Origin of the sequence: Amycolatopsis antarctica (assembly GCF_002262875.1) — a bacterium.
Taxonomy (GTDB): Bacteria; Actinomycetota; Actinomycetes; order Mycobacteriales; family Pseudonocardiaceae; genus Amycolatopsis; species Amycolatopsis antarctica.
Genome location: NZ_NKYE01000017.1, coordinates 90,139 through 103,840 on the forward strand (window position 1 = coordinate 90,139; position 13,702 = coordinate 103,840).

Sequence of the window (13,702 nt, forward strand, 5' to 3'; positions counted from 1 at the left end):
AGCGCAACTCGTCCTCGGTCAGCGGATCGATACGACGATAGCGCCCCGGGTTGTTGACGTACTCCAAGTTCGGATCGACCAGCTCCGCTGCCCGCATCACCTCGTCGAAGGTATTACCGCCAGAACTGACCAGGGCGCCCAGCAACCCCAGACGCAACAGCGGCAGGTCCAGCCCCGCACCCCAGTTCTCGTTGACCGCCTGCGCCAAACGCAACACCATGTAGGTCTGCACCGACGTACCCGCACCTACCAACGCGCCGGAACGCTCGGCATCCTGACGCGCCGGACTGTCAATCCGAAGATCGCTGGACAACGCCCGCCAGCCCAGATCCTCCAGAACAGCCTCGAAACCACCCCGCGCCATCGCCGGGTCAGCCGGCCCTCTCTGACCCATCTCAGCCGTTATTTGCATAGGAAGCAACGACAGCCCAGGAAAGGAGTCGTCCAAGAACCTACGCAAAACGAGGCTGCTCAAGAACGTCACGTTCTGCAGTGGGCCATTGGGTGGTCGGATGATTCCCGCCCGGGCAAGGACATCGGGCCCCAGCTCAATTCCCACCACCCGCGCCAGTGCAGCGAGCTGAGACTGTGCCCCAGGATGCCGGACCGCGAAACGCGCCAACCGAATCTCGAACTCCCGTGCCGCACGCGCATACGCGGCCCGGGCCGCGAGCCTGTCGCCGGACAGCCCCTCGACGAGCGGTGCCGGTGAACGGGACCCCTCTGCTCGCGGTTCCCCGTCCCTCCGAGATCCGCCACCTGCGACCGATGCGTTCTGGTCGGACTGAGAACGGCCGCCGTCATCCTGGTCCCCGTCCTCGGCCGACGGCTCGCCCATCCGTTGCTTGCCCTTGCCCGAGTATGTTTCCGCGGCCGATTCCTGAGCCGTCGCCGGCACTTCGGCATCGGACTCGGCTTCGGCTTCGTCAGGTTCGGTATCGACCTCGTCGTCAGCGGGGCCGAACGAGGTCTCCAGTCGGACGTCGGCAGACGGAGCAGTCGAGGGACCGGCGGCGGAGGCGTTCGGGTCGGTCTCCGGTGAACCGTCCGACGGGCGGGCGCCTCCCCGCAAACCTTCGGGTCGCTTGCCGAGGCCCGCGTTTCGCACGTCCTCCGCCAGTATCCGCGCCAACTCCGCCGCAGGCCCCTCCGCCTCGCGGGCCGACATGCCCGCTCGCGAGGACTCAAGCAGCGACAGAGCAACCTGATCCACCACCAATTCGAAAGCGTGGTTGTCCGGCGCCTTCACCTCGATGAACAGCGGTTGGTGCAGGACGGGGTTCACCAGCCTCGTGGCACGCCGCAGCAGACGGTTCACTCGCGTGACGGACACCTGCTCCTGCTGCCGGAAGGCCGTCCAGTCCACGGAAGGCAGTCCCAGAGCGGCGGCGACGTCTCTCCTGTCAACGGGGCCGGTCGTATCCGACGGCTCGGTATTCGTCCGATTGCCGCTCGCTGGTGGTGATGCGAACGCAGGAGCGGCCTGCGGAGCGGCGGCGGTCCACTCCTGGGACGGGTCCGCGATCGCCGGGCGCGTCGTCGCTGGTACGTCGGAATCGTCGTCAGTGCCGTACGTGGAATCGGTCTCCTCGGAGTCGCGATCCGCGGTCGGGCGCACGTCCCCGGGCACCGTGCCGGCAGGTTCGGAGGACACCGGCGAGTCCGAATCGAGCGAGAACTCCTGCGATTGAGTGTCCGAACCAGGGCGGTCCCCGGCAGGCGGCCCGTCCACGGAGGTGGCCAGATCCGGGGTCACGGAGAGGTCGGTGTTCGAGCCGCCGGAGGAGATCGGGGTGGGACCAGTGCCCTGCGTACCGGTGGAGCGTGCACTCTCGCCCGAGGACTGCGGAGCCGTCTGTCCGGCCTGGTCCGCGCGTGGGCTGCCCGCCTGTCCTGGCGAGGCAGCGATACCTCCGCCGACAGCGGGTGCGGGAGAACCGCCGAGGTCACTTGGTCCACTGTGGACGCCGGGTGCGGCGTTCTCGCCGACCTGGTTCCGTTCCTCGTCGGTGACGTACCCAGGATCGCTGTCGTCGTCGAAGTCGCGGTCCGCGATCGATCCGCCGGGAACAGATGTTGCCGGGTCTGTCTGCAGATCCATCTGCTGCTCGGACGTGGTCGCGGGCAGAACGTCGCCCGGCGGCGCCTCGACCTCTGTGCTGGGGCGCGAGCCGGTGGTCTGTGCGAAGCCGGGTTCGGGCGTGGTGGGCGGTCGCTGCTGGCCCTCCGGCTGCCCCAAGTTCTGCTCTTGGGTCTGGTCGCCAGGCTGCGGGGTGGGCCTACCGGACTCGGGCAGGAAGGCCTGCGGTTGCGGGGTCTGCGGTTGCGGGCTCTGCGGTTGCGGGCTCTGTGGTTGCGGGCTCTGTGTACCCGGCTCGCCGCCGAGGTCCGGCCCACCCGCCACGGGCTGTGTTGCCGGCGGGTCGGCGAGGAAATCGGGGCTCGGCGACGATGACGGAGGCGCCACGGGGCCGTCCAGTTCGGCGAAACCCTGCTCGGGCTGTCCGGGCGACAGGGGCGGGGACGCGAGCGGGTCGCCGCCCTGATTCCCGCCAGGAGATGAAACTGGGGGCACGCCTTCCGGGCGGCCCGCGACGTCCGGTGCCTGCGGTGGAGCGGCGGGAGCCGGGACTTCCGTCCTGGTTCCGTCCGGGAGCTGGGCTTGGGCGTCCGGTGCCTGATTCTGCCCGGGAACGTTGCCCGGAGAACCGGGAGCAACCGCTCCGTTGCCGTGGCCGGGCATGTCCCCCGGCGGCTGCTGACCGGCGAAACCCTGCGAGCCACCGAGATTGACCGGGGGTGGCTGCTGGCCGCCGATGCTGTCCGGGTTGCCGCCCTGCCATTGCGGGCCACCAACACCGTTCGGATTCCCACCAGAACCCGACTGCCCACCAACACCATTCGGATTCCCACCAGAACCCGACTGCCCACCAACACCATTCGGATTCCCACCAGAACCCGACTGCCCACCAACACCATTCGGGCTCCCACCAGAACCCGACTGCCCACCAACACCATTCGGGCTCCCACCAGAACCCGACTGCCCACCAACACCATTCGGGCTCCCACCAGAACCCGACTGCCCACCGGTGCCCCCTGAACCTCCGGGAGACCGCTGGCCACCGGCTCCGGCATGACCGCCGCCCCCCACCAGGCCGACGCCGCCCCCCAGACCGTGGCCACCGCCCGCGCCACCTCCGGACGGCCCGCCGAGTACACCACCGCCGGACCCGGCGTCGCCGCCTTCCTCCTCGCCGGCGAGCGATTCGTTGTCTCCATGAAGCGATTCGCCGTCACCGAGCAATGAATTGCCGTCATCGCTGCCGTAACCCGAATCAGCGTCACCGAAGGCATCACCCTTGCCGCCGCCGGACTGTTCGCCGACGTCTTCGCCACCGGCGTCGATCTCCGGGATGTCGATGTCCTCGGCGCCGTTGATCGCCTCGTTCATCGCTTCGCCGGCGTCGTCGGCCCCCTTCTCCGCGCCGCCCTGGAATGCCCCGCCGGCGACACCCGTCCATACGTCGTCCATGCTGCCGCCCAGGATGCCGGCCGCGCCCACTCCGACGATTCCCTCGGCGGTGGCCTCGCTGATCCCGTGGAAAGCGATCGTGTCGCCGAAATTGGGGGCGTACTTTCTCGCCCATTCGTGCATCCCGCCGATGATCTGCCCAGCCGCCATACCCGCGACGAACTCGATGAGCGAGCTCATCCCGTCCCATTCGTCGCGATTGCCCTCAGCGATCTGCCATAGCTGGGCAAGCGCTCCCTGGGCAACTTCCTGGATGCCCTCCTGGAGTCCCTCCGCGAGGATTCGAGCGACCCAGTGCAGACGATTGACGATTTTCTGGATCGCGAAGCGCGCCGCGGTGATGAACCCCGGAACCAGGGGTGCGGTGAAGGGATTCGACAGCGCCCAGAGAATCGAGGAGAGGAAGAACGCGATCTCGATCATCATCGAGTAGACGGACTGTTCGACCTGGAGGGCGAGATCCCACATGCCCTTGCCCAGTTGCCGGGCAAGACCGGAGAGCGGCGCCACCTTCGTGGTCAGGTCGGTGACGAACGCGCGGAAGTCGGCGCCCGAACTACCCATTGCCTTTTCGACGGACGGGATCAACTGAATGATGTCCGCGGACATCTGGTCCAGCGTGGAACTGATCTCGTTCCAGGTCTCGGTGCCGGCGCGCGCGCCCTTGACCGAGACCCTCGGCGCCTTCGAACCGGCGGCGAGAATCCACAACCAGTCGAACGAGGGATCGAACTCGATGTCCACGACCGCGCTCCGGTCCCCGGATCAGCGCGGCAGGGCCGGAAGCGGCCCCCGCGCTGCGCGCTCGACAGCGGCTACCTGCCACCCACTCACGTCGGAGGACGCGACGGCACCGATCTGGCCGGTGTGTTGAACGACGTGGACGTGGGCGGTCATCGCATCAGGCCTCCGGCCGCGACGAGTCGTCGAACTCAGACCTGGGCACCACGGGCACAGCCGGAATCGGCTCCTGGGCCGGGGTGAACTGCGATGGGGTCGGTTCAACGCCTTCCACCGGCTCTATCAGCGGTTCCATTGGAATCATGTCCCTGCCACCGACCGGCGTGCCGAAACTCGAGGCACTCCAGCCGGGAGTGCCACCGCCGCCATCCGCCTCGTCCCTCACCGCCAGCGGTATCGACGATCGGGTCGGCGTCAGGATCTCGCCCTCCGTGGACTCGCCGTTGGCCGGGACGAACGGCTCCCCCGGCTGCTGCGGCTCGGTCACCACACCCTCGTGGGACTCGCCGTTGCTGAGAACCGCGTCCGGCCGTTCCGAGGTCACGAAGCGGGTCGGGGTCGTGACCTCGCCCTCGGTGGAGTCACCGTTGGCGTTGACGAACTCCCTGCCCGGCAACGGTTCCTCGCCGGGGACACGCATCGCGTGAGTGAAGTACGAGGTCGGCTGCAGCGGGCCGTCGCCATCCGGATCCTCGTTCACCACGTGCTCGCCCGGAATGATCCGCTCCCCCGGAGTGTCCTGCTCGCCGGGGACACGCATCGCGTGAGTGAAGTACGAGGTCGGCTGCAGCGGGCCGTCGCCATCCGGATCCTCGTTCACCACGTGCTCGCCCGGAATGATCCGCTCCCCCGGAGTGTCCCGCACGGCGAACCCGGCCTCGGCCTTGATCATCAGGGCCGGCTGCAGCGGAACCGTTCCGTCGGGCCCCGGCGTAACCGCCTCGTCCTCGTCCGGATCTGGCTCTCCGGCACCATCTTCCGGACGGGACAGATACAGCGCGGTGGGAGGAGCGACCGGGTCGCCGGGCTCCGGCGGCGGCCCCTTCTGCACCAGCGCGTTCTGTCCCTGCTGCGTTGCGTTGTCCTCGGTCAGGTCAACGCCCTGACCGAGCTGGACCAGCTTGTTCTTGATTCCGCTGAGGGCACCGGAGAAGGCGTACAGACCGGCTGTGATGGCGTTCGCACCCTCGGTGTAGGACGGCTCGAACTGGTCCCAGCTCTCGTCCCTCTCGTTGTTGATCAGCGGGGCGTTTCGGCGCACCTCGTCGGTGTACTGGGCATAATTGTGAAAGTTGCCACCGGCACCGTCGAACAGCGCGCCGCCGCGCCGCAAGCCCTCGCTGTCGCCGCGGAGATGCCTCGCCCCCCCGCCCCAGTCGGAGCCACCGCCACCACTGCCGCTGACGTCGACATCCGGGATGTCACTGCCGGGATCTCCACCGGGATTTCCACCCCCTGGTGTCTTGCTGACCACTGCGATCACTTCCCTCGGTTGAGGAGTTCATCGAGCGTCGACGAGCCACGGGGACTCTGCGGCATCAGCGATTGCAGGTCACCCTCGCCGCGGAACAACTTGTGCACGTCCACCCCCTCCGGCATCGACGGTGCGAGCAGGTCGGCCGCTTCCCCCGCCGCCTCACTCTGCGCCTTCTCGATTGTCTCCGTGATCGCGGCGGCCAGTTCCTTGGGTGCCATCCGCTTGTAGGCACTGGTGGGGAAGCTCACGTCGCTGATCAGCCCACCGTGCTTCGCGGTGACCGAGACGGTGCGCCGCGGCGAGGTCACCGTGCAGGAGATCTCCTTGAGGCTGCGCTGGGTCTCCTGAATCCCCTCGTACTGCCGACGGTACTGCGCCAGCAACTGCTCCAGTTCCTCTGTGTTCGGAGCGGACACGATGCGCCTCCTGAGCTATCGGCCTGAGATCCCCTCCAGTGTCAAAAGCCACGGTGCCGGTGTTCAAGGAAAAGGCGCCGGGACTGCCCGTCGGGTCAACACGGTCTCTCCGTTCACACCCGTGCCTCAGCCGACCGAGGCCAGCCCCTCGTCACGGGCGATGGAACGCAGACCCGCGTCGGTGAGGGCGTACAGGTCCGCGGCCGCCAGCGTGCGTGACGCGGCGGCCGCCGCGAGCCGCCGGGCGAGCCGGTGCGCTCCCCGTGCGGTGCGGTCGTCCCCCTCGGCCAGTAGATCGTGCAGGGCCGACGCCACGTCCTCGGGCACGTCGTGGCCGCTACGGGAAAGGTGCCGTACCGCGAGCGCGGTCAACTGCTCCACCTCGTAGTCGGTGAACTGCCACTGCTCGGCGAAACAGTCGGCCAGGTCGGTGGACAGCCCGGCCAGGGCGGCCAGCGAGTCCGGCTCGCCCAGCAACAGCACCACCGGACCGGCCGGGTTTCGCCTGATGCCCTCCACCAGTGCGTCGACGGCCTCGGCGCGCCGTTCCGCGGAGTCCGTACTCCACTCACCGTCGGCGTCGAGCAGCAGCACGCCGCCGATGGCCTCCTCGAACTCCTTGGCCACCAGGCTCGCCGCCTGGCCCGGCCAGTGCGGGCAGAGATCCGTGCCGATCACCGTCCGGTGGACCTGGCCGGTGCCGATGATCCTGAGCTCGCTCATCGCCTGCGCGTACAGTGCCGCCACAGCGCTCCTGCCCACCCCGGACGTACCGGAAAGCACGACGTTCGCGAGCTTGCCGGGCGACTTGCCGCGCGCCTTCTGACCGCACTGCCGCACCAGGTTGCGCCCGACCCAGTCCGCCATGCCGTCCAGGCCCTGCAGCCGGGACACCCGCCGCCAGCCGATCGTCGCCTGCACCGCGGCGACCGGATCGGTGTCCGAATCCGGCAGCGCGGAACGGGGCGCCACCTCGTCCAGCATCACCAGTTCGCCTGCCAGGTCCTGGGCGGTGAGCCTGCTCAGCTCGGTGTCCTTCTCCGGCGGGTGCTGGGCCAGCCGGGAGGCCTGCTTGCTGACCATCGCCTCGAACAGCTTGCGCGCGACACGTCCGTTACCGAAGGTGTCGTTCTTCGGCACCCGCTCGAAGTAGTCGGTCAGCGAGTCGACCGCGTCGTCGGTGAGCTCGTAGTAGTGCTTGCGGCAGAGGTTGGTGGTGATGGTGACCAGTTCGTCCACGCTGTAGTTGGGGAACTCGACGGTCTTGGAGAACCTCGACGCCAGACCGGGGTTGGAGTTGAGGAACTTCACCATCAGATCGGAGTAGCCCGCGACGATCACGACGATCTCGTCGCGGTGGTCCTCCATCATCTTCATCAGCGCGTCGATGGCCTCCTGACCGAAGTCGGGGCCGCTCCCGCCCGCCTGGCTGGCCAGGGTGTACGCCTCGTCGATGAACAGCACGCCGCCCATCGCCTTGTTGATCACCTCGGTGGTCTTGATGGCCGTCGAACCGATGTACTGGCCCACCAGGTCCGCCCGCGCGACCTCGATCATGTGGCCGCGTTCGAGGATGCCGAGCTCGGCCAGCACCGCACCGTAGAGCCGGGCGACCGTGGTCTTACCGGTACCCGGAGGGCCCGCGAACACCAGGTGTCTGCTCATCGGCGGCATCGGCAGGCCCATCTCCTGGCGGCGCTGGGTCATCTTGATCAGGTTGATCAGGCCCACGACTTCGCGCTTGACGTCGTCCAGGCCGATCAGCGTGTCCAGGTCGGCGAGCGGCCCCTCGAGTATCGTTCCGGCGGCGCCGCCCATCGTGGGCTCCTCGTCGTCGCCGTGCTCGGCGATCTCGGGGGCCGGCCCGGACTGCGGCACCGGCGCTGGTCCGGGTCTCTCCGTGGCGGCGGAACCGCCGGTGTCGATTCCCGTCACTGTGAGCCGTTCGTGCTCGACCGCACGCCGTACGGCACTGCCGCCGCTGCCGGTGATCTCGCAGTCCGCGACCACCGCCTCTTCCTCGGTGTCCAGCAGCACGCCGTCCCCCGCGCTCGCGGTCACCTCACAACCCCGGATCTCGCCACGTGCGCCACTGAGCAGGTGCACGCCGTGCCTGCGGGCAGAACGCACCCGGCAGCGGACGATCCGTGCCGTGCCCCCCGCGGCGACACCGACGCCGTCGGCCGTCGCGTCGACGATCTCGGTGTCCCGCAGGTCCAGGTCAGCATCGTCGACGTACACCCCGCCGCCCTGGACGAGTGCGGAGGTGACCTCCCCGCGGGACCGGCCGGACAACGTCAGTAGCCGGGCGACAGTGCCGCTCAGCCGCAGATCGGTGATCTCGGCGGTGGATTCCTCGGACACCGACAGTCCGGGGCCGTCGCCCGCGTCAACGACCGCGTCCGCGAGCACCAGCGTCGACCCCGCCTTGACGAGCACCGCCTGTCCCGATTCGACGGACAGCCGCAGCCCGCCCAGCTCGGCCCTCGAACCGCCGTCGACGATCAGCGCGCCGCGGGTGCTGCCCTGGACGCGCAGGGCTCCGAACCGCGGGGTGGACGTTCCGTCGACGACGACGCCGACCACACTGTCCGCCACCTGGCAGTCGTCGAACCGCGGGGAGGCGCCGTTGGTGACGTAGACGGCGGTCCGCGAGACCTCGGCGAACCGGCAGCCGGTCAGCCGAGGCGACGCGCCGTCGGCGATGTGCGCGGCCTGCATGCCCGCACCGGTGAAGTCGGAGTCCGCGACGGTCACGTCTCCGGTGCTGCGCACATAGAGGTCGACATTGGCACTGTCGCGCACGGTCACGCCGCGGATCTCCGCGCTCGCGTCCTGCTCCACCACCAGTGCGGGCTTGCCGGCCTCGTGGATCTCACATTCCTCGACCACCGCCCATGCTCGCCCGTTCACGCAGATCCCGTTACCACCTGTCCTGCGCACCACCACCCGGCGCAGAGCGAGGGAGCCCTCGTCGGTGAGCACCACGGCAGAGGAAGAGACATCGGTGATCTCGGTGTCCTCCACGACGCTAGGCAGCGGCGAGGTGACCACGATCCCGGCGCCCTGGGAGCTGGTGACGACGCAGTTGCGCAGTACGACGCAACCGTGACCGCGCGCGAGCAGCGCCGCCCACGCGGACACCGCCACCCGGCAGTCGTCGAGAGCGACCTCGCCGCGCCGGATGTCCAGCGCCGCGTGGCCAGGATCGGCACCACCGAAGGTCAGGCCGACGAACTGAGCGGCTTCCGCGTCGACGATCACCGTGCTCCCGGTCTTCGCCGCCACCTCCACCGTGCCAGGGCCCTCCTCGGCGGTGACGGTGACCATGCGGCTCAGCACGAGGTTCTCCTCGTATCGGCCTGCCTGGACGCTGATGGTCGCGCCGTCGGTGGCCTCCCGCAGTGCGGCACCGATGGTCGAGTACGCACCGGGCCGGTCCGTGGCCACCACAAGCAACTGTCGGTTCATCGTCGCCTCACTCCCCAGTCCGGTCGGTCCGGACCAGGCCCGGCAACGTCTGAAAACGCGGCGCCGCGGAATCGGCCGTCCGTGCGGTGCCCTTGCTTTCCGCCCAGGTTTCCATCTTCCGCCGCATCGAACTCATCGCGAGGTCGTCCAGCGAGGCCCGGTTGCGGTCCACCCGGCCGGAGGCGTCGATCTCGCCCGCGCCCAGTTCCCGCAGCACGATCTGACCGCGCTTGCCCTCCTCGGGCTCGACCAGGTCGAGCAGCTTGAAACTCGTCCCCGGTACGAACAGCACCCGGTCCGGTGTGGCGTCGCCCTCGGGTTCGAGCAGCTTCGTCCGGCGCGAGGTCATCGACCACACCAGCACGTCGACGTCGTGCTCGGCCTGCTGTTTCGCGCACGGCGCGGTCAGCGCGCTGATGAAACCCCACTCGGAGAACAGCTTCCTGCTCCGGTAGAGCTCCCACTCCCGAGCGGTGAGGGTGACCGAGAAGACCGCGGCTCCACGGTGGGACGGCAACCTGCTCAACCCCGACACGGTGCACCGCGCGAACGGCACGTGCGGACCGACCTGGCCCAGCCGCAGCGCGGGGTCGACCTGGTCACCGGCGCCGGACAGGTACAGCCGGACAGCGACGGCGTCGGCCAGCAGCCTGCCGGAGGACCGCCCCAACGCCCCCTGGAAGCCGGGGTGCTCGGACAGCACCCGGCCGACCGAGTTCGCGACCGCCGAGTACTCCTGGGACAGCGCCCGGCGCAGCCAGGTGCGCTCCTCGTCCAGTCCTCGCTTCGGGATCAGCGCTGCTGCCTCCGGCGCGGGCGTCGGCTGGGTGATCGTGATCAGCTCACCGGCCGGTTCCGTCCGCGTCGGGGACCCGGGGGGTGTCGTAGCCGAATTCTCCAGTCGTGGCGGCGTTTCCGCCGTCGCCCGGTCCGGCTGCGCCGGCGCCGTCGGCGTGCCGGATCCGGGGCCCGCGGGCGCTTCGGTAATACCGCTCTTCGGTGCCGACGTTTCCTTCGGTGCCGCGGTGCCCTTCGGTGCCGCGGTGCCCTTCGGCGGGGTGGCGTTCCTCGGTGTCGCCGTCTCCCTCGGGCCTGCCGGCCCGCTCGGTGCCGCAGGCGGGTCGAGAACCGTTGCGGTGCCCATGCCTGCTGTGGTCTCCGGAACGCCGGTCGCCCGGATCGGCGCCGGTCCGGGATCGGTGACCGAGGCGGGGCCGCCGCTGTCACCCCGCACCGGCGAACTCTCCAGTCGCAACGGATGGACCTCGGTCGGCGTGTCCGCCTCCAGCGCACTGCCCACGCCGCCCGGAGCCTCACTCGGCTCGACGGACGGTGGCCCGGCGATCTGGAGTACCTGGGTCACCGGCTCCGGTGTGGACGGTCGCGCGCTCTCGATGAAGCCGGCGGCCTTGCCCACCACCTCGATCCGCCTGCGCACCACCGAAGATGCCGGTGCCACCCAGCTCAGCCTGCGAGTGTGCGGGTCGAGACGGCCGAAGACGTCCTCGGCGAGCTGGCGCATCCGCGACGCGCTCTCCGGGGAACTCTCGTCGAACAGCACGAGCTGGCGTCCGGCATCCGCTTCCGCGGTACGGATCGACACGGCGTTCGCGGTCTCCTGCGGCGGCCGCAGCCACAGTCCGGACTGCACGACCTCCAGTACCGCGTCGGGGGCGTAGCGATAGGCGCCGGGACGGATCTCCTCCGCGCCGAAGACCGGTTCGCGATGGCGCAGCAGTTCGGGCGCCGCCTGCTGCCCCGACTCCTGCGGGGAGTAGCCGAGTTCCTCGGCGAACGCCCGCCAGCCGAGGTTTCCGTCCGGGCGCACCAGGTAGATGCCCGGTTCAGTCCGCGAGCCCACCGGAATGCCCGCGTAGCAGACGACCGATTCGCCGACCGCGTTGGCGACGTGCTGACCGAAGGCCATGTCGGCGGAGACCGCGATCGGGCCGAACCGCAGCAAGCGCAGGCGGGTGCGCACCTCGGCGGGTACCCAGCCCCAGAACCTCGTGATGTCGTCCAGCGAGACGGCCGCCGCGCCCGGGCAGCCCAGCACCACGGTGCACACCTCGGACTGTGCGGGAAGGGTCTCGATCAGTCGCGCTCGGTGCGCGGCGAGGATTCGCTCCGGGCCGCGCGGACGCAGCCAGACCCCGCCCGGAAGGGGTTCGGCCACACTGCCCGCGCTCGTCGGCATGGTGTCGACGAACGAGGCGGCGTTCTCCCAGACGGGCCGGGGAAACCGCTTGCCATCTCGCTGCGGCGGCTTTCCCGGTTGGAAGCGCACCCAGCCGGTGCCCCAACCCGCGTCCACGAACAGTGAGCCGTCGACGCCGGGCATGACGCTGCCGTCGGGAGCGACGATGGTGCGGCCGAGCCGTTCGGACAGCCACTGCCCGGCCAGGGTCGTCGTCTCCCTGGACCGGCCTCCGATCACCAGCCGCACGCCGTTGCGCTTGCGGGGCAACAGTTTCGCCGCCGACTCCCATACCGAGAAGGAACTGTCCGCCGGGATGTCGACGACGACGAGCTGGTGCTCGGGATCCTCCGCGAGCCCCAGCGCCAGGTCGCGAACCTCCTGCCGCAGCGAGTCGCGCATGTGCACCACGAGTGCGTTGCCGATCGTGTGGCTGGCCACGTTCCGATCGCCGTCCTGCGTTCCGCGACGCTTCGCCAACAGGTTCATCTCAACCTTGTCCCTTCTCGAACACGCCCACGGCCTCGCGGCTGAGCATCGGACCGCTCGGTATCGCCGCGAGCAACTCGGCGGGCACCGGATTCGGCTGTGCGCCACCGAATCCGAGCGCCTTGATCGCCTCGTCGTCGGCGAGCCGGTACTTCATCCCCGTCTCGTCGATCAGATAGCGGTCCGGCTTCTGTCCCCTGCCCGTCGGTGCCGGCACCGACGCCGCGAGCAGCGCCGTGCCCGGCTTGAGGTGCATCCCCATCCGGCCGGTCTGCCCGCCCGCGCCGATTCCCGCGACGCCGGGATCCGCGGTGACCGGCTGACTGGCCAGGAACACCCCCTGGGGCTGCTGCTTCAGGCAGAGGGCACGCTCGCCCGCGGGCACCGGCCGCATCGTGAGCAGATCCGGGATCCGCGTGGTCAGCGAGCTGTCTGCGGAACGCGGGGCGCCGGCGATCGACACGGCGTCGATGGGGACGGCGGCAGCTCCGCTGCGCGACTGGAGCAGTGCCGCCTCGGTGGCCGACAACGGGGCGAGCCCGTCCTCACGCAACACGAAGTAGTGCTCGACACCGTTGCCGATGTCCTGCCGGAACACCGTTCCCGGCTGGTGCACCGCACCGGCGATGGAGATCTCGTCGCCGCCGGGCAGCGAAGCGGCGGCGATCTCCGGGCCGTCCGGCAGCGCGCCCAGCCACTCCGGCGCGGCGGTGGGCGGAACGCCCACGCCGAGTCCGAGCGCGATGGGAACGCTGGGCTCGGCCAGCCGCATCTTCTGGTTGCCCCACACCACGTACTGGGTTCCGTCCGTGGAGGTGACCCACAGGTACTCCTTGCCGGTCACCGGCGTGGAGGCGACATCGGGGTCGAGGTTCATGCTCAGCGAACCGCCGCCGGGAACCGGGCCACCGTCGCCCTGTCCCAGGCACAGCAGCCACCCGCCGCTGACCAGCGAGCCCTGTTCAGGGACGGACTGGGGGGCACCCTCGATGCCCATCGGCCGCCCACGGGGAACGTCGACGAGCGAGGCACGGGAGATGTTCTCGACCTTCGCCCCGGCCCCCTGTACCAGCATCGCCGAAGCGTGGTTGAGCACCGGCACCAGTGCACCGTTCTGGTACACGTAGCGAGCGCCGCTCTCCTCCTCCACCACGATCGCCTTCGGCTTGCTCCAGGCCGTGTTACCGCCCGGGTTGATCAACCCGTAGACCCAGAAGGCCACGCCGATGAGCAGAGCGAGCACCATTCCGAACACGATCCCTATGAACGCCCGTCGCGCGGGCGGTTCGCTCTGGTTGGGATCACCGAGCAGCAGCGCCGCGCTCATCCGGCCCACCAGCGTCTGGTAGGCGTGGACGTGATCCTTCTGCGTCTGCACC

General features: G+C 69.5%; 6 protein-coding genes (1 of these 6 cut by a window edge). All 6 read right to left on the reverse strand.

The genetic code is table 11. The features are described 5' to 3' along the window. On the reverse strand, window positions 1-4,276 hold the 5' portion of the coding sequence (locus CFN78_RS23190) for a hypothetical protein (protein WP_094865005.1). It extends 47,408 nt beyond the left edge of the window; the window shows 4,276 of its 51,684 coding nt (coding positions 1-4,276); its start codon is at window positions 4,274-4,276; the stop codon falls past the left edge of the window. Between the two features lie 157 nt (window positions 4,277-4,433). Beyond that, window positions 4,434-5,756, reverse strand: coding sequence for a hypothetical protein (locus CFN78_RS23195; protein WP_094865006.1), 1,323 nt, complete (start codon window positions 5,754-5,756; stop codon window positions 4,434-4,436). Beyond that, window positions 5,753-6,166, reverse strand: coding sequence for a YbaB/EbfC family nucleoid-associated protein (locus tag CFN78_RS23200; protein WP_165777680.1), 414 nt, complete (start codon window positions 6,164-6,166; stop codon window positions 5,753-5,755). Before CFN78_RS23200 ends, CFN78_RS23195 begins: the two co-directional genes overlap by 4 nt. A gap of 126 nt (window positions 6,167-6,292) precedes the next feature. Then, a complete protein-coding gene (locus tag CFN78_RS23205; RefSeq protein ID WP_094865008.1) occupies window positions 6,293-9,637 on the reverse strand; it encodes a right-handed parallel beta-helix repeat-containing protein in 3,345 nt (1,114 codons plus the stop codon). A 7-nt stretch (window positions 9,638-9,644) separates the two neighbouring features. Beyond that, window positions 9,645-12,323 (reverse strand): hypothetical protein, encoded by a 2,679-nt coding sequence (locus tag CFN78_RS23210; RefSeq protein ID WP_094865009.1) that lies wholly within the window; start codon window positions 12,321-12,323, stop codon window positions 9,645-9,647. Between the two features lies 1 nt (window position 12,324). Further along, entirely contained in the window at window positions 12,325-13,701 is a 1,377-nt protein-coding gene (gene eccB, locus CFN78_RS23215; RefSeq protein WP_094865010.1) for a type VII secretion protein EccB, read from the reverse strand. Between the last annotated feature and the right edge of the window lies 1 nt (window position 13,702).